Origin of the sequence: Clostridium thermosuccinogenes, from assembly GCF_002896855.1 — a bacterium.
Taxonomy (GTDB): Bacteria; Bacillota; Clostridia; order Acetivibrionales; family DSM-5807; genus Pseudoclostridium; species Pseudoclostridium thermosuccinogenes.
The window spans coordinates 3,936,721-3,954,734 of the sequence record NZ_CP021850.1 but is presented as its reverse complement, the minus strand read 5'-3'; the positions used below and the strand labels follow the sequence as shown (position 1 = coordinate 3,954,734).

The 18,014-nt window shown below is 38.4% G+C and carries 17 protein-coding genes and 1 pseudogene; 11 read left to right on the top strand and 7 right to left on the bottom strand.

What is annotated here, in order from left to right; genetic code table 11:
- Positions 1–139: 139 nt before the first annotated feature.
- The 8 genes from thiC to CDO33_RS17275 all read left to right on the top strand — a co-directional run bounded on the left by thiC (position 140) and on the right by CDO33_RS17275 (position 8,823).
- Positions 140–1,444 carry a phosphomethylpyrimidine synthase ThiC gene (thiC, locus tag CDO33_RS17310; RefSeq protein ID WP_103082397.1) on the top strand — a complete coding sequence of 435 codons (1,305 nt, stop codon included), beginning with the start codon at positions 140–142 and terminating at the stop codon, positions 1,442–1,444.
- A gap of 639 nt (positions 1,445–2,083) precedes the next feature.
- Complete coding sequence (locus CDO33_RS17305) at positions 2,084–2,785, top strand: lantibiotic protection ABC transporter ATP-binding protein (protein ID WP_103082398.1); 702 nt, start codon at positions 2,084–2,086, stop codon at positions 2,783–2,785.
- Positions 2,782–3,540: a lantibiotic immunity ABC transporter MutE/EpiE family permease subunit gene (locus CDO33_RS17300; RefSeq protein WP_103082399.1), complete on the top strand. Its 759-nt coding sequence runs from the start codon at positions 2,782–2,784 to the stop codon at positions 3,538–3,540. The genes CDO33_RS17305 and CDO33_RS17300 overlap by 4 nt, the downstream gene beginning before the upstream one ends.
- Positions 3,537–4,328 carry a lantibiotic immunity ABC transporter MutG family permease subunit gene (locus tag CDO33_RS17295; RefSeq protein ID WP_170045788.1) on the top strand — a complete coding sequence of 264 codons (792 nt, stop codon included), beginning with the start codon at positions 3,537–3,539 and terminating at the stop codon, positions 4,326–4,328. The genes CDO33_RS17300 and CDO33_RS17295 overlap by 4 nt, the downstream gene beginning before the upstream one ends.
- Positions 4,329–4,487: 159 nt before the next feature.
- Positions 4,488–5,183 carry a response regulator gene (locus tag CDO33_RS17290; RefSeq protein WP_338053271.1) on the top strand — a complete coding sequence of 232 codons (696 nt, stop codon included), beginning with the start codon at positions 4,488–4,490 and terminating at the stop codon, positions 5,181–5,183.
- 20 nt (positions 5,184–5,203) lie between these two features.
- Positions 5,204–6,679: a HAMP domain-containing sensor histidine kinase gene (locus CDO33_RS17285; protein WP_103082402.1), complete on the top strand. Its 1,476-nt coding sequence runs from the start codon at positions 5,204–5,206 to the stop codon at positions 6,677–6,679.
- Positions 6,680–7,053: 374 nt separating this feature from the next.
- On the top strand, positions 7,054–7,764 hold the full coding sequence (locus CDO33_RS17280) for an FRG domain-containing protein (protein WP_103082403.1): 711 nt from the start codon (positions 7,054–7,056) through the stop codon (positions 7,762–7,764).
- A gap of 243 nt (positions 7,765–8,007) precedes the next feature.
- Positions 8,008–8,823 (top strand): YfjL-like protein, encoded by an 816-nt coding sequence (locus tag CDO33_RS17275; protein ID WP_103082404.1) that lies wholly within the window; start codon positions 8,008–8,010, stop codon positions 8,821–8,823.
- 357 nt (positions 8,824–9,180) lie between these two features.
- On the opposite strand, the gene tnpC is transcribed toward CDO33_RS17275, so the two are convergent.
- From tnpC to tnpA, 3 genes are all read right to left on the bottom strand, one after another.
- On the bottom strand, positions 9,181–10,752 hold the full coding sequence (tnpC, locus tag CDO33_RS17270) for an IS66 family transposase (RefSeq protein ID WP_103102810.1): 1,572 nt from the start codon (positions 10,750–10,752) through the stop codon (positions 9,181–9,183).
- 77 nt (positions 10,753–10,829) lie between these two features.
- The gene (gene tnpB / locus CDO33_RS17265) at positions 10,830–11,186 is read right to left on the bottom strand and encodes an IS66 family insertion sequence element accessory protein TnpB (RefSeq protein ID WP_028992631.1); all 357 of its coding nucleotides are present in this window, start codon (positions 11,184–11,186) and stop codon (positions 10,830–10,832) included.
- Positions 11,180–11,500: an IS66 family insertion sequence element accessory protein TnpA gene (tnpA, locus tag CDO33_RS17260; RefSeq protein WP_028992632.1), complete on the bottom strand. Its 321-nt coding sequence runs from the start codon at positions 11,498–11,500 to the stop codon at positions 11,180–11,182. The genes tnpB and tnpA overlap by 7 nt, the downstream gene beginning before the upstream one ends.
- Positions 11,501–11,560: 60 nt before the next feature.
- Here tnpA and CDO33_RS21620 point away from each other — a divergent pair, with 60 nt between their 5' ends.
- Complete coding sequence (locus CDO33_RS21620; RefSeq protein WP_338053234.1) at positions 11,561–11,683, top strand: DUF4367 domain-containing protein; 123 nt, start codon at positions 11,561–11,563, stop codon at positions 11,681–11,683.
- Positions 11,684–11,699: 16 nt separating this feature from the next.
- On the opposite strand, the gene CDO33_RS17255 is transcribed toward CDO33_RS21620, so the two are convergent.
- Together CDO33_RS17255 and CDO33_RS17250 are read right to left on the bottom strand one after the other, a co-directional pair.
- Positions 11,700–12,107, bottom strand: coding sequence for a phage holin family protein (locus CDO33_RS17255; protein WP_103102809.1), 408 nt, complete (start codon positions 12,105–12,107; stop codon positions 11,700–11,702).
- Positions 12,104–12,667 (bottom strand): sigma-70 family RNA polymerase sigma factor, encoded by a 564-nt coding sequence (locus CDO33_RS17250; protein WP_103083338.1) that lies wholly within the window; start codon positions 12,665–12,667, stop codon positions 12,104–12,106. Before CDO33_RS17250 ends, CDO33_RS17255 begins: the two co-directional genes overlap by 4 nt.
- Before the next feature lie 614 nt (positions 12,668–13,281).
- Here CDO33_RS17250 and CDO33_RS17245 point away from each other — a divergent pair.
- A complete protein-coding gene (locus tag CDO33_RS17245) occupies positions 13,282–14,088 on the top strand; it encodes a phosphodiester glycosidase family protein (protein WP_103083224.1) in 807 nt (268 codons plus the stop codon).
- A 92-nt stretch (positions 14,089–14,180) separates the two neighbouring features.
- On the opposite strand, the gene CDO33_RS17240 is transcribed toward CDO33_RS17245, so the two are convergent.
- Entirely contained in the window at positions 14,181–15,584 is a 1,404-nt protein-coding gene (locus CDO33_RS17240) for an IS1182 family transposase (protein WP_242974866.1), read from the bottom strand.
- Between the two features lie 361 nt (positions 15,585–15,945).
- Complete coding sequence (locus CDO33_RS17235; RefSeq protein ID WP_103102808.1) at positions 15,946–16,842, bottom strand: stalk domain-containing protein; 897 nt, start codon at positions 16,840–16,842, stop codon at positions 15,946–15,948.
- Between the two features lie 525 nt (positions 16,843–17,367).
- Here CDO33_RS17235 and CDO33_RS17230 point away from each other — a divergent pair.
- Positions 17,368–17,649, top strand: a pseudogene (locus CDO33_RS17230) (transposase); the annotation flags it as partial.
- Positions 17,650–18,014: the final 365 nt, after the last annotated feature.

Below are 18,014 nucleotides of genomic sequence, written 5' to 3'. Positions count from 1 at the left end.
AGCATACTTTTGAAGATTATTTCACTTATCATTTAGCGAAGGAGCATATAGCGGGTGCCTTGAAGATGACGCTTGATCCGGGAAAAGGGAGCGGACCATTTAAACCTGTGAGGAATACATATAAGGAGGAAAAATGACAATGAGGGAATATGCGACCCAGATGGAAGCCGCAAGAAAAGGGATTATTACAGAAGAACTAAAAAAAGTAGCAGAAAAAGAGCTTATGACAGTTGAGGAATTGCTGCCATTAGTTGCATCCGGAAAAGTTGTAATATGTGCAAATAAAAATCATAAATGCATTGACCCGCAGGGAGTTGGCTCAATGCTGAAAACGAAGATAAATGTAAATCTGGGAGTTTCGAGGGATTGCAAGGATTATGATATGGAAATGAAAAAGGTGATCGAAGCTGTTAAATTGGGTGCCCATGCAATCATGGATTTGTCTTCCCACGGAGATACCATTCCGTTTCGCAGGAAGCTGATATCAGAGTGTCCGGCTATGATAGGGACTGTGCCGGTATATGATTCTGTTATCCACTATCAGAGAGATTTAGACACCCTTACAGCAAAAGATTTCATTGATGTTATAAGACTTCACGCCGAGGATGGGGTGGATTTTGTTACCTTGCACTGCGGTATTATAAGAAAAACTATAGAACAGATTAAGACATATAAAAGAAAAATGAATATTGTATCCAGAGGAGGCTCTCTTGTATTTGCATGGATGTGCATGACGGGTGAAGAGAATCCTTTTTATGAGTACTTCGACGAAATTCTTGATATATGCCGTGAATATGATGTGACAATATCGTTGGGAGATGCCTGCAGGCCGGGATGCCTTGCAGATGCCTCGGATGTATGTCAGATAGAGGAGCTTGTAAGACTCGGCGAGCTTACCAAAAGAGCTTGGGAAAAGGACGTACAGGTAATGGTGGAAGGGCCCGGCCATATGCCGATTGACCAGATAGAAGCCAATATGAAAATCCAACAGACCATCTGCAATGGAGCGCCATTTTACGTATTAGGGCCATTGGTGACGGATATCGCGCCTGGCTATGACCATATCACAGCTGCGATCGGAGGTGCTATTGCGGCCTCAGCCGGTGCGGCTTTCTTATGCTATGTGACACCTGCAGAGCACTTGGCACTGCCTAATTTGGAAGATGTAAAGCAGGGTATCATTGCCATGAAGATTGCTGCTCATGCAGCAGATATTGCCAAAGGAGTAAGAGGGGCAAGGGAGATTGATGACAGGATGGCAGATGCAAGGAGAAGGTTTGACTGGGAGACCCAGTGGAAGTGCGCGATAGACCCGGAAACAGCAAAAAGAATACGTACTGAAAGGAAACCCGAATATGAAGACACTTGCTCCATGTGTGGAAAGTTCTGTGCAGTAAGAAGTATGAACAAGGCCCTTGCAGGAGAGCATATTGATATTTTGTGATTGAGATTAGGATGGAAATAAAAAATGATTGAATTGACAGATCGGATAACAGGCATTTTGCAGGGTTTGAGAGATATGAGAAATCAAAATTGTTATTGAATTCTCAAGTTTTGTGTATAATACTTCCGGTAGATATTCGGTGAAATTGTATCCGAAAGTTTTTCGATGCTCAGAATGGAAACCTTTCAAATTTGGCCTTATGCTGTATGTGTAGTTAAAGGTTTGACTTCCGGTGGGAATGGATCAGAAATATTTGACACCTGGCAAAGATACAGCAGTTGAGCTGATGAGAGTAAATATGTATTTTTGATAAGTTTATTGTGCTAATATATATGAAATTGATGGAAAATCGAAGAATTAAACAAAAAGGGCCAATACTTTCAAGGTTTAAGGAAAGAGGCTTGTGATAAAATTGCCGCCAGTTGAGAGGAAAATCTTCTTTATTGGCGGCATCTTTATTTTCTGCCGAAAGACATATATTGTGAACTGATAAGTTTACCATAAATAGAAATAACAAAAATAGCCTGAAGCAGGTAAATATATAAAAATTTTTTTCTGTTTTATAGATTCTTTATAATTAGCTGTTAATGTATAAATCGGAAAATAGATTTGTACTTTTAGTCGAAAGGATGATGCAAAATGACAGATTTAATACTTGAAACCAGATGCCTTAAAAAATATTTTGGAAAGCAGCTTGCTGTAAATAATATTTCGCTTCAAATACCAAGAGGCTCTATATATGGACTCCTTGGACCGAATGGAGCAGGGAAGTCGACAACTTTAAAGATGATAACCGGGTTGTTGTACCCTAACGCAGGTGAAATAATTGCATTTGGAGAACCTTGGGAGCGAAAGCACCTGAGACGCATGGGAACACTCATAGAGTCACCAGCTTTGTATGGAAATCTAACAGCCTTTGAAAATCTTTTAGTTCATGCGAAATTACTTGGCCTTCCAAAAGAACGAATATATGATGTTCTTGAAATAGTTGAGCTAAAGGATGTGGGTAAAAAACTTACATCGCATTTTTCAATGGGAATGAAACAGAGACTGGGGATTGCAATAGCACTACTTGGCAGTCCGGAGCTGTTGATTCTTGATGAGCCTACAAACGGACTTGATCCTATTGGGATTCAAGAACTAAGAGATTTAATCCGTTCCTTTCCTGGAAAAGGAATTACAGTTATACTTTCGAGTCATATTTTGGCAGAGGTTTCCCAAATAGTCGACCATATTGGTATCATAAGCGGGGGAGAACTTAAATATCAAGGTAAGATAAATCTTTCTGAGGATCTTGAAGCGTTATTTATGAAAGTAGTAAGAGGAGTGGAAAAGCAATGATGAATATATTACAGTCAGAGTTCCTTAAGTATAAAAGAACTTTTACCAGGCGACTAATATTGCTTGCACCTATGTTTTTTATATTCATGGCACTGCCGCAAAAGCTGTTTATGCCAGCAAACTATCTCAGGTCATGGCAGCTTATTCTTGATTTGGTATTCAATTGGTGGCCAGTGGTATTTATTCCGATGGGCTTGGCCTTATTTGCTGCTTTGACAGAATCGCAGGAGAAAAAGGCAGGCAGCTACAGAAGCCTTCGAGCACGTGATGTTTCACCAGCTAATTTATGGGTTGCAAAAGTTGTTATAATGGGTTTTCATACACTGATATCCACATTAGTCCTAATTGGTGCTACTGTTATATCAGGTCTCATTACCGGGGATGGTAGCATTCCATGGTTTAAAATTTTTGCCGGCGGCCTTACTACTTGGATTGTGTCACTTGCCATAATACCACTGCAATTATGGATGGCTGCATGGAAAGGAACATTTGCAAGCATGGCAACGGGATTTTTAGGCTTAATTGCAGGTGTTATTGCTTCAGCAGGGCCATACTGGCTATATGTACCATGGAGCTGGCCTACAAGGCTAATGTGTCCTATAATTGGGGTTCACCCTAATGGGACACTTCTGGAATCAACAAGCCCATTATTGAATGCTTCGGTAATACCAAAAGGCATATTAATTTCACTTGCAGCCTTGGTAATATTTACTTTTATAACTGCGGTATGGTTTAACAACAGGGAGGTGAGATGATGAAAATATTATACGTAGAATGGTTGAAAACAAAAAGGACAGCCTTAAGACTGCTTACATTTTGTTTTCCTGTGGTTTATGCAGCACTCATTATTGGATATGTCGCTTTAAGAGGCATCGATAAAAACACACAAACACTGGTCTTCCAAACCTTTTTTGAGGCATGGACAGCGTGTATCATTCCATTAGGCATAGGCATCCTGTCCGGCTTAATAGTACATCAAGAAGAGCTCGCTGGCAATTTTAACGGCCTTCTGAGCAGCAAAGTTTCCCGATATGGATTATATGGGTCAAAATTCATTCTATTGGTTTTAACCATGACAGCCAGCACTTTAATTGCAGCTGTTGCACTTGGGGTTGGTTTGGATTTATTTCTTGGTGTTACTATTAGCTGGCCAATTTTCATTGCTGCATCTATACTTGCTATTATAGGGGCGATTCCGTTATTGGCTTTGCATTTATGGGCAGGCTTTAGATGGGGAATGGGTGCATCCATCGGAATTAGTATCGGCGGCCTGCTGATGGCTGCTTTAATGGGAGCAACGAACCTTGGAGATAAAATATGGCAGTTTATACCCTGGACATGGCCTGTAAGGCTGGCAATGCTTTCTGGAGCATATTTGCAATTTTCTGAGGATATGCAATTTCCCCCGGCAGTTATTTCTTCGGGTTTTGTGTTAAAACAGCTGGCAATGGGCCTTGCAGCGTCATTGCTGTGCCTTGCTGCGGCATTAATAGGGGGAATAATTTGGTTTAATAGGTGGGAGGGCAGAAAATCCTATGACTGAATAAATCGCATGTACATTTGAAGCAATTACCCTTGTTTATCTGCCTGGGAGTGGGATAATAAGATATATTATCCCAGGCTTGCCTCATAAGAAAGTGAACAAGTAATATGGGTAGCTGCATTGATAGATTGCAAATAGAGAAAATTGAATGGAGGTGATATATTGAGTAAGATACTGATAATTGATGATGAAAAGGAACTTGTTATGCTTCTTGAAGATGAACTGAAGGCTAGGGGGCATGAAGTACTGGTGGCATTCGATGGTCAAGAAGGTATAAAACTGTCTAAATGTCAGCCCGACCTTATCATATTGGACATTATGATGCCTGAAGTCAATGGATTTGATGTTTGCCGCACAATCAGAGATGAAGTATTGTGTCCCATAATCTTTTTGAGTGCAAAACAATCGGAGGCTGATAAAATCATGGGGTTAACTCTTGGTGGGGATGATTATGTGGTAAAACCCTTCGGACTGCGGGAACTCATGGCGAGAATAGAAGCAAATCTGCGGCGGGAAAAGCGGTCACAATACATCAACACGGAATACAAGCGCACAAAACTTTATTTTGGAGAACTCAGCCTCGATATAAGAGAACGTGTTGTAAAGATCAATAACGAGCCTATTGCGTTGACGAAACGCGAATACGATATTGTTGAACTGCTGGCGATTCATTCAGGGCAAGTATTTTCGCGGGAACATATCTATGAAAAGGTGTGGGGATATGATTCAGAGGGTGATTCGGCGACGGTAGTAGAGCATATAAAAAAGATACGGGCGAAGTTCGCTGCTGTTACACCAAACGTAGAATACATTTCCACGGTTTGGGGCATCGGGTACAAATGGAATAAACTTTGAGAAAAGAGGGAAAACGGAAGATGAAAAACCGACCGCTTGTAACTCAATTCAGACTTGCATTTACTTGGATTGTTATTGCCAGCATAACCGCAACGGCTATCACCTATGCGCTTGCTGCCGTTTTATACTTCAAAGCCCAGTACAAGAGCATCTATCCTGCAAATTATTATGAAAGACAGATACCTGATATTGATGCATATATCCGAGATAAAAATACTGCTCTGCTCTTGCAGTCGGGAGAAAAGGGACTTCAAAGCATAATCAGCGGAGACGGTATATATTACCAAGTTCTTGATGGGGAAGGCAATATATTGTATGGAACGAGCAATGAAAAAATCTATAGCGATAAATCCGAATTGTATTATCGGCTAAATACTACTGCTAAAAAGCAGAATTATTATATACACACTGTTCCCATTATTGATGATAGTGGAAAAGTTTTAGGCGCAGTCGCTCTATTATATCAGTTGAAAATTTCGTATGCGGGAGGTCGTGGCTGGTGGGTGATTGCTGTTCTTACTGTTGCCATGATTTCTCCTTTTCTATACATCCTTGGATTTACTATGTTGTTTTCCAGGATTTTCGTAAATAATATAAATAGGCCATTGCAATTATTGATGGATGCCTCCCTGAAAATTAAAGAAAAAGACTTGGACTTTGAAATTGACTATTTTTCGGACAATGAGCTTGGTAAACTTTGTGTTGCTTTTTCCGAAATGAAAGATGAATTAAAAAAATCCTTATCTGCGCAATGGAAGATGGAACAGGAACGGGTGGAAATGGTTGAAGCACTGGCTCATGATTTAAAAGCTCCCCTGTCTATTATAAGGGGATATTCTGAAGCGTTAATTGATGCAAATATTGACGGTGAAGAAAAATTGCGTAAGTACCTGGAGGTCATAAAAGGCAATGCTGAAAAATGCTCTGCTCTTGTGCAGCAAATGCAATATACAATGGGCCTGGAGAGAGCTGATGTGAAATTGCAGCTTGTTCCTGTCAAGCTGTCTGAATTTCTTGAACAAAAGGTGCATCAATACGAATTACAGGCTAAGCAAAAGGGGATTGCCATTATCTTAAATATGCAAGGTGAAATAAATAGCTCAGTTTTTATTGATACAGATAGGCTGGAGCGTATTCTTGATAATATCGTATCCAATAGTCTCCAATATACTCCAATAGGAGGCAGTATTAACATATCTGTAAAAGCTGAAAAGGAAAACATATTTTATGAGATATGCGACTCCGGCAGCGGTTTCAGTAAAAGAGATTTGGAAAAGGCTTTTGATAAGTTTTACCGGGGAGATGAAGCCCGTAGAAGCAAAGGCGGACATTCCGGCTTGGGGCTGTTTATCGTCAAGCAATTATTAGAACAACTTGATGGATCAATTAAGTTAAGCAATTTGGAATCTGGTGGAGCATGTGTAACGTTCCGGCATAAAGTGTTTAGGAATAATGGTAAGAACTCCCAAGGGATGATTGATCCGTTGAAAAAATAATAAAAATTATCGGCGATTTCACTTCTCAGATTGAATGGATTAGGACCAGACTGAAAAAAAGAAGTATGGATTAAAGTTGGTAAAGCTGGAGTTCAATAAGAGTATAAAATGCCTTAGTCATAAAGCAGGCTGGACGCTCTTCAACAAAGGTGACATAAAATTTAATTTAGTAAACTAAAAACGGTACAAATTGTAGCGATTATTCATATCATAAAGTAGTAGAATGATTCATGTTGAGATGATTTAAATTGTCTACAGTTGCCAGATGTTTTGCAAGAGTTCGCAGCGTCCAAGAGTTTTTGGCTGCGGTGGATTCCGCGGTGCGTGCTTTGTACGGTACGAATCAAAATTGTGAACTTTAGTATAGAGGTCAGGTGCAAACAGGATTCCAACTGCTGCCAAGTATTTCACGTTCGATTGATGGCATACCGCTGAACCCTGAATTGGAAATAGTGTTTCTGTCAAAATTTAAGTCGTTGGCTACGCCATATATAGATTTCCTCCTGACTCCTCTCTTGCCCAATGGTGTCGAAGCTTATTGGAGTTGGTTATTCCAGATGCAGCATTATGGTGTGCCGACCCGTCTTCTTGACTGGTCTCGTGATGCTTTAGTGGCGTTATATTTTGCTACCAACCCTGAAGATCGCTCCTTGACTCCAGGAATTGATGCGGCAGTGTGGGTTCTGAATCCTGTGACGTTAAACAAGGCGTATAATTTCAATGAGTTTACCCAGGCAGGATATATACCGAATGTGGAAGAGGCCGGATTTAATGCGATTTTTGGACCAGACAGTCTACCGCTTAGTAATCCTAAACCGGCTGCCGCCATTGGCCCTTTGAACAGCACCCGAATTGTCGCTCAAAGAGGCGTATTCACCGTGTTTCCACACCAAAAAAATCTAATTCCTATGGAACAGTTTTCAGATAGCAGCACTTTCCTGGTTAAAATCTGTATTGCTTCTGAAAATTTCGATGAAATTCAGGCACAACTGCAACGCTATGGAATCACGAGGATTGTGCTTTTCCCCGAACTTCAGTCTATTGCCGGAGAAATCACCCGCCAGGTTATCGCTGAAAGAACTTAACGAACTGACCTGTTTAGCTGTTGGCTGATTATAGGGAAGCCATTTAGTTGAGCAATTGGGATGGCTTTGGTAAAGAATAAAGAGATATGCAGGCTTCAGACCAGCATATCTCTTTATTATAGGAGTTACATAGTATATATGTTGATTACAATGACATATATATGGAAATACTCTTTGTTTTACTAAAAGAATCTTGTTATAATATTTAGGATAAAAAGATATTATTTGACGGAGAATAGCATTATGAATAAAAAAACCGTTATACTGATTTTACTTCCGATTATTTTGATATTAGGCATCATCCTCTGGATAGCAAACTCCCTGTTTGGAAATCCGGTTTCAAAGCTGATAGTAAAAAACAGTTCTCAGAAATATCTTATAGAGAATTTTGATGATCCTGACTTATATATTGATAGAGTCGGCTATAACTTTAAAAACAACAGCTATTTTGCCCATGTGGTTTCAAAAAAAAGCATTGATACACGCTTTGCCATCTATTCTGATGGATTCGGTCGTATCAAACGTGATGACTATGCCAACCAGGTAATGAGCGGTTGGAATACTGCCATGCGATTAGAAGAAGCTTATCGTAAACTCGTAAACACTGTTTTAAAAGCTGGAGACTTTCCGTATAAAAGCAATATCGCTTTTGGTGAGCTTGTAATTGATAGCAGGTCGAGTTATTTTCAGAATATAAATTATTTGAGCATGTCGGATTTAGAATTGGACAAAGAATATGATATCAAGGAAATGGGCAGGAAATACGGACATCTTGTAATCTATGTGGATTCGGATGAAGTTTCCGAAGAAAAAGCGGCAGAAATCCTAATTGATATCAAAAATAGATTTGATAAGGCTGATGTGCCCTTCTATTCTATTGACTTTACATTGGAGAAGCCTAAGGATGAGAATAATGATGGCAAGCGTCCAGGGGAGCCTCTCAACATCCTTTACTTCCTTGCAGAGGATATTTACGAAGACGGTATGGTTGAGCGCGTGCAGGAAGCACATGCTAAAACAGATGCTTATTATAAAGAGATGGAAGAATTAAAACGCTAAAAAAGAAGCCGAAATGAAAAATACTGAAGCAAATAAGCTGTAATTTTTAGTTAACTGTATAGGCAGATATGTTTTCAAAAATCAGTTGACATTGCCTAAAAATGCAGATATCAATGATGTGAACACTATCTATGGGGATAAGTGGTATTATATTTATGTCGAGGATGGAGAAATAGGGGATAGTGAAAACACTGATTAATAAGCGGTTTATGAAGTCAAATGATTTTCTGCCTGCTGTTTGGTAGTTTGCTTTTATGGATTTATATGGGAAGTATTAATGTTCTTGCAGAATACCGGTGGCTCTCGGGTAAGCGTCAAATAGCCCCCACCTTTGATTTAGCAGGGGCATAATATATATTATTTATTGGGCACTTTGCAATGACCCAGAAGATTTGCTGACCATGGCAACAAGGTGTCTAATGCATGTTGATCCTTGATATTTATATTCGGTAGACGTTCAAAGAGATAAGTAAGATATTCAAACGGGTTCAACCCATTCTCTTTTGCCGTCTCCACAATACTGTAAATTGTTGCGCTGGCATTGGCTCCTTTAGGCGTGTTGCTAAACAGCCAATTCTTCCTCCCGATTACAAAAGGCTTTATCGACCGTTCACTTCGGTTGTTATCAATCTCTAGCCTGCCGTCCAGCATAAAGGCCTCCAGCTTGTCCCACTGGTTCCGGCAGTATTGGATTGCTTTTCCTAATGAACTTTTGGGAGTTACTCTTGGACTCCAGTATTTGAGCCATTCCTTGAATTTATCAAGCACTGGTCGGCTGTGTTTCAATCGGCCCTCATATCTTTCTTCCGGTGTAACATCATGAAGCATTTTTTCTATCTCAAACAAGTTATTGCAAAATGCCAAACCTTCTTCTGTTACTGTGGGCTTGTCATCTTTTTTTGGAGGCATGGCTTTTAAGGCGTCGACAAAATAACGCCTTGCATGTGCCCAGCAACCAACCTGGATGATTCCGGGCATGCCACTATAACCATCATACCCATCCGTATGAAGGTAACCTTTGAATCCTTCAAGAAATTTTTTAGGATGTTTGCCAGCCCTGGTAGTTTGGTAGTCATAAAGAATAATCGGAGGCCCTTCCCGGCCGGTCCGGTATAGCCACATGTAGGAGGTTGAATCTGCGGCTCGCCCGGGTTCCTTGAGTACTTGGAGGGTAGTATCATCGGAATGGAGGATGTCCCTTTGCTGCAAGTGTTCCCGCATTCGTTCATATATCGGCCGCAGCCACCTGTCGGAGCTTTGTATCATCCAGTTCGCCATGGTTTGCCTGGATATTTCAATCCCCATCCTCTCCCAGTCCTGCTCTTGACGATAAAGAGGAAGCCCTTTTACAAATTTCTCCGTCATTACATGAGCTATGGCGGATGCCGAAGCCAGGCTTCCAGGAAGTGCCGGCTTTGGCATTGGGGCTGTTACTATCGGTGTAGATATTTCATTCTTCTCGCAATTACGGCAGCCATATACATACTGCACATGTTCCTTTACACGCACCTGAGCCGGAATAATTTCTATTTCCCGCCTTACTTCCTTGCTCATTTCATGCAGTTTGCCGCCACAGCAATCACAAACCTGCTCTTCTTCAGGCAAGCGATACTCTATGGTCTCTACAGGAATGTCTTTAAGCATTTCTTCTCTGTGCCCCTGCTTTTTACGACGTTTATATGTAATTTCCTCTAATGTTGGTTCGGGAACTGCAGGCTTGGCTTCTGATTCCGCCTCGTTGAAAAGATTTAGCTGTTCAGGGACTTCCGTCTTTTCACTTGAACGCCCAAAAAGCTTATGCTGATGCAGCCGGAATTGTTCTTCAAACCATTTGAGTTTTGCTTCAAGCTCGGCTTTTTCCTGCTTCAATATTTCAATTTCTGTTTGGAGTTTTTCTATTGTAACCGTTGATTTCACTGTGTTTTCCATAATTTTATTATATCATTTTTCTACGGTTTTTTCCAGGAAAATGATAAAAAATATAAATATTTTTGTCTTGAAAGTATTCATATTACTGCACTTACTGTCACTTTTTTGTGTGCCTGCTTCTGCTCCAAGGATAGTCCATCCAGCAGCCAACCCAGTTCACGGACACCAACCTTCATTGGAGTGCCGCAACTTTCTTTAGGCCATTGGAATTTGCCTTTTTCAAGCCTCCGGTAATATAGCCAGAAACCATTATGTTCCCATTGGAGGATTTTAAGCTTATCACGTTTTTTATTGCAGAACACAAATAGACAAGACGAGAAGGGGTCTAATGCGAAGCTTTGCTGGACGATGGCAGCCAGGCCATCGATAGACTTACGCATGTCGGTACTTCCACAGGCAAGGTAGACCTTGTCGGTGCCGGCTATGCTCAGCATAATTCCCTCAGCACCATTAGCACATCCAACAGATGCTTCTGGTCAAAGCCTGGTTTGACTTGAACTTCAGCTGGGCCAAATTTGATTTCGATTGATTGGCCTTTGCCTGTATGCTCTTTATGATCTACTTCTACCGGAATCCATTTGGGAGATTCTGATTGTATGATTCCGTTTTGTCTTTCTTTTCTCAACCAGTAGCTTAACTGACGAAGACTTATCCCCGCGGATTTGCAAAATGAAGTTTGCGTCTGTCCGCTGGATTTGTACTCTGCAATTATGGATGCCCATTTTTGATAAAGATCTGCTTTGGTCATAAAGTTATACCTCCAGTATATTTTCTGGAGAGATTATCTCATAAGCCTGTTTGCATTTAAATGTGGGTATTATTTACCGCTTACATAGTATGGACAATAGATGATCATCTTTTTATTATTCAAGGTCAAGTGAGCACAGATGAGGCAGTAAAAATGGCCGAAGGTGTTAAACTCGTAAAATAATGATTTTGAAGGCAACTTACTTCTTGTCATCATTTTCTTTCAACTTTTCTATGACATCCTTTATTTTTCGGGGAAATGGGAGTCCCATTTTGCCTGTATTTTCGAGGATGCTGATACCTTCATTTGATAAATAGAACATAATAAGTAACGTTCTCAAAGCGCTTCCGGAACCAAGTATATATTGATCAATGATATTACCCATTGAAACAAGTATGAATATCAGAATCTTTTTGCATATGCCCTTAAAGCCTATTTCACTTGACACTTTTTTGTTGTGAATAGCAAGCAATACTCCGGTAATATAATCCATTGCGACAAAAGAGATTAACGCGTAGATAAGGGAATCAAACCCTCCAAATAGCCATCCTAATATACCTCCTAGAGTTGCAAAAGTAATCTTGTAATTGTTTAAAAATGAGTTCATGATCTCGCCTGCCATTTCAGCTCGTTCGAAAACAGCAGCTTTAACTTTTCTAAGGCTCTCTTCTTCATTTGATTGACAGCTTGTCTAGAAATTCCATAAGCTGATGCAACTTCCTTTACGGTATAACCGAAGCAAAAAATCATTTTTATAACCGACAGCTCTGCAGCAGTTAACATCATGTTGTGTATATCCGGCAACTCGTGATGGAAGTATTCATCATATGTTGAAGATAAAACATCAGCATAATAAAGCTCATTATCGCTTAGCTCCGAAAAAGATATATAGACTTTAAGTTTTTTTATGCCAATTAGCTTTTTAATATAGCTGGCACGGATGGAGGTGCAGATGTAAGATACTATACATCCTTCGCTTTTATTATAGATATGATCAAGTTGTAGGTTATGGATTAGTTCAATGAAATCAACCAGAAGATCATTATAAGCGTCCTCGTAGTATAGCTTATAAGCATATTTTCTGAGCAAGGGATCAAACTTTTTTATCAGCAATAAAGTTGCATTTTCATTGCCTTCCTGTGATTTTGTAATTAAGTCAATAGTCATTAATCATCCCACCTTTCGATTACTAAAGAGATGGGATGTAAAAATTTGTAAACATGAAAGTGGATTATATCTAATATTTCTTCATGCTTGTCCACCTTTATCTTTAAAAACAAAGCAGGAAATCACGAGAGTTAATTTGCAAATCCTGCATTTGACTTATATCTATATAATGGTAGAGTAGTCAATTATCATGAACTTAGTTCCAAATGTTTCCTTCTATAAAATAAGACAACCATTTGCACATATTGTAACATTAAAAGTAAACATTTACCCTTTTATAGACGGTGAGACAATCTGTTTATTTGGGTGTCTTTGATATTATAGTGGAGTTTTATAGCTAAATGACTAAATAAAGCTTCTGCTACTGTCCTGTTGGGAGAAACCTTCGCATGGAATATTAAAAAAGGTTTTTACCAGACGGTATCTTTCTAGATGTCACCTTAATAGGCCTGTTGATATCTGAATAGATTAAAAAAACATACAATACGTGAATCCTTTTACAAGATGAAATATAAAAAATTTTACTGCAATTGTTTACATTTTATAAATGTTTTTCTCTTTCTTTATTGTAAAAAGTGAATTCACTTTAAAAAACAATTAGGAGGGTAATAAATATGAGCTATGGAAGTTTAAGCGCATCTATTGTAAATCATTTTAACAAAGTATCTTATACTCTAGATGGAAAAACTTATAAGGATATCAAGATATTTAAAACTGATCCTAAAAATGAGTCTATTGCTCCGGCGGTCTATGTAAATGGAAATAAGCAGCGTATGGAAAACATGAATCCTCCCGGAGTTAGTTCGTCAAAGGTAATTGCAAAAATAAATGGTAATCCAATGGAATATGGGCAGTACAACGATGCATTCTATGGGCTATATTACGTTAACAGTACTCTTTATATGGACGGTAAACAGTTAAGTGGAACTTCGGATACTGCGCTCAACAAGTTACATCATCGTTATTATCCATGTTTTTGTGTAAAAACTGACGGTACTGTAAATATAAGATGGTTCACAAAAGACAATTTAGCTACTGCTCTACCTTATTGCAATTCTATAATTGGATCTGCCCATCCGCTAGTATTCAATAGTATGTCTGTGTTCGAAAGCGTAGTCAAAGACGATGTGGAAGGCATAAGGATTGCTGATTGGAGCCAATTGGATAATACTGATTACCATTTCAATAACGGTATTTGCGGTGGTACAGCGGCTTACTCAGCCAACAGAACATTCCTTGGGCATAAGGCAGACGGGTCGTTTTTCATGGTTTGTTTTGACGTATCAGGAATTGATTTGCGTTCAGGAGCAAAACTTATGGTTGATTTGGGATGCGACTATGCTGTTAGCATGGATGGCGGTGGCGCAGTTAAAATGAGGGTTGCTGACAATTATACCAACGGATATCCTTATTTAAAGTAATGCAGGTTTGAGATGCTGGCAAAAGGAGAGTTTTACAACTCTCCTCAGATTATTGACTAACCTCCAAGTTACCAACTTGGAGGTTTTTGCTTTTATTTACATATATAATTGGTATGATATGTAATAATTACTCTCGTTAAACAACAATTTAGAAGAATATGGATAATTAAGGAATGCAAACATATTTTTTTATGAGAAAACCTCCTATCTAATACCATTGCTATCTTCTTGATATTTTGAGCAGCTGCTGTTAGTAGACATTGTTCACTTACTTTAGATAATCCACGCAAACGACAATAGCGAAGTCCATGCAGTTCTTTTGAATCTGCAAAGCTTCGCTCAATACTTTCTTTTCTTTTTTTATATATTCTTTTTCCCTTTTCCGTCTTGGTAAAGGCATATACCTGATCTTTATACTCTTCCCAAATATGGCGATATACTATTCTTCGATCATTTTTCCCTATAAGACATCTATCTTTTTTATCGCAGTTTTGACAATGCTCAGGATTACTTACATACTCTCTATTTCCGGCTCTTGTAGTAGTTTTATATTCTAGTGCTCTTAAATTAGGACATACACATATATCTAGTTCCTTAACATATTGAAAATTATATTTATGATATTTACCTTTCGTATGGGGGCCAAGTCGTGAACCGATGACCCCTTGTATTTTTCTATCTGCAAATCCTTTACATATAACATTTGTGAAATAGCCTACATCTGCTCCAGTATACTTTACATCAAAATGAAATTTCTCAATTTGCCTGTCAAGCCTGTCAAGATAAGGGTCAACATCATTAACATTCCCAGGAGTAACAAAAACACCGGTAATGATATTGTATTTTATATCTACTGTTCTATGATCAAGATAAAAAAACCCCTTGGGTTTTCCGTCCCTGACCATATAACCACTTTCAGAATCTGTTGTGCTGATTTTAGTTTTTACTAGTTCAGGTTGATGGTCTTTTTTTGTTGGTCTTTTCTCATGTTTTTCACGATCCTCATCTACAGCCTTATCAAGTTCTTCTACATATTCTTTTACTGATCTCTCTACTTGTTGCTCAATGAATTTTCTTTTATTTGCATTTGCCTTTAAATGAGTAGAATCAGTGTACAGAACTTTTCCACTGATAAGTTTGTGCTCCATAGCTTGAAGAACTATATTATCAAATATTTGCTGGAAAATATCTGTCCCATTAAATCTACGTCTCCTATTTTGACTAATAGTAGAAGCATCAATGATTTTATCTGTAAAACCATAGCCTAAGAACCATCTATATGCTAAGTTTACTTGTACTTCTCTCACAATTTGTCTTTCAGACCTTATTCCAAACAGGTATCCCAGAAGAAGCATCTTTACAATTATTTTCGGGTCAACAGCTGGTCTACCATTATCATGGCAGTAAAGGTCTTTTACCAAATCATCTATGAATGAAAAATCTATATATTTATCTATTTTTCTTAAAATATGGTCTTGTGGAACTAAGCTATCTATACTAACAAACTCATATCCAGTTAAATCAACATTTTATCTCTAACATTAAGCATTAAAAAATCCCCTTTCGAGGATTTATTGTACTATATGTTATTTAATTTTTCTTTGGTAATTACATGAAACAGGCTACTGTCATTTTATGTATGTCAGTAGCCTGAGGAGAGTTTTACAACTCTCCTTTTGCGTGCCGCTGCATGTTTATAACTTTCTACTATTTACGATGGAGAATTTTCTGACAGCAGATATGGATTCAAGCAGGGAAAGATGCCCACCAAGCTATAAGAATAGCACTGGAGAAGCTTAATGGTTTCATTAACCAGCCTGCCATTCTAAGAAATTTATCTTGATAATTATTTTAGAGTTAATCAACAAAAAGCCTTTTGAAAATTACTTTAGAAATCCTACCATCGCTTGTTTCCACACTAAAGTGATTCATAAGCGAATCCCCGTCATATAAATCCATATACTTCTCAACACTGTCTCCTACTTTTAGCCCCCTCAAAGTCTGATACTTATCATTAAGCAAGACAATTTTCCGTATTTTCCTGGTTTCCTGCCAACCATCGTAAGGAGGCTTTTTATAAATCCCAAGGGATATTTCAATGTCGCCGTCAGAGTATACTTCTTCTTTATAGTTATTGTCTTCATAATCAATTTTACCTGTAGGTTTAAACCTGTTTTTGGCATCATCACTTAATAGATTGAAATCTTGGCCAAGTACAAAATCGTCAATTTTAAAATCGTTGGTAATTGTCGTCAGAATGATTCTTTCACCTGGATTTATGTTAGTTCCGAATCCGATGCAGCTAAAATACTCTACCGGTATATAAACAACTCCATTTTTAATTATTGGTACTTTGTTTTTCCTGTTACTGCTTACAGGAACCTCATAATAGCCACCTGACCGTACTCTTGTATCACCAACCCAGATTTCAGTGATGTAAACATAATTCTTGTCATTCTTTAAAGCAATTATTATTCTTTTGTCTTTTGGAAAATATTTTACCATGCCGTTAACTAGCTCTACGGTTTCTCTTAATGGAACATATACAATGCCGTCTTGAATGAATGGTGCATTTTCGATGGTTCTGGGCTCTCCGTTTAATAAAATATCTTTGCTATCAGGCTTTAGACTTATGCAAAAAGAATTAACTGTGCTTGCCTGATCTTTAGCTTCTGCCGGCTGAACATCAATAACCTGCAATCCTGTTAATAGGAGTATAAATAAAATATTCATAATTTTCTTATTTAGTTTCATGAAAATCCTCCTTCCCGTGATTCCATTCCATCTTAGCCTACCTTCATTTGTCCATCTTGCTTTCTGATATCACCAATAGGCTTAATACAATCCATATAATAAAGACAATTTTAAAAGCAATCTGCAACATACATGAAGTTAAATTTTTTTGCTAGCTTTACATTGTTTGGTTATTATGGCAGTTATTTATATGCAACAAAAACATGTATATAATATATACTTAAAATTGATACAATAATCCACTATAGTTTTCATTTGTTAGGGGGATAAAAGGAGGTATTTCTATTAGAAAGTTAATAAGCGGTATTCTTATATCTCTATTATTTATCTTTGCTATGCTATATGAAACGTCATAATATATTGTAATTTAGAGCATTGTTTTCATTGCTGTATATAGTATAATTAGAGTATACAAATAAGGGGGGTATACTCTAATGAACAACCGTAAGATACCTAATAAAGACGAGTATAATGATACCAGAAATTAAGACAGACAAAACGGCAAAAATAAGTTAGAATGGAATTATGGAAAAGAGAAGAAATTTTACACCGGAAGAAAAAGCAAAAATAGTGATTGAGGTCTTAAGGGAAGAAAAAACGCTGAATGAGATTGCTGCCGAATATGAAATACATCCGAATCAGCTAAGCCGCTGGAAGGCAGAATTCATAAGCAATGCAGGTAGGGTATTCAGCAAGGAAACCGATGAAGTAGAGAAAGTCAAGCAGGCGTATGAAAAGGAGAAGGACGAACTGCTTAAGCAAATTGGTCAACTCTCATATGAGGTTAACTGGCTTAAAAAAAAATCTGGGTGCGGCTGAGAAAGGACGAAATGTTTAGTGGGTGGAACTCCTACCTGTTTAATGCCTGAGCTGGGCAGACAGTAGCAAGTCATGGATGTATCATAGTAATAGGGTACATTAAGCGTTGACAGTTAGGTAATGGGCCTGAAAGTGATTGAGCTGCGAAATTTTTTTAAAATTGTAATGGTCGACGAATTCCAGATTTCGGAAGACAAAACTGGTGAATGCGTTACCGGCGAGCATTCATAAGCATTACCGCAGTCGAAGAGCCAGGCACGTTATACAATGACACTTCGTTAACTCAGGAGACCCTGCCTATTCTCCGAAAGGAGTATGATAAACAACCAATAGCACGGAAGAATATCAAATGA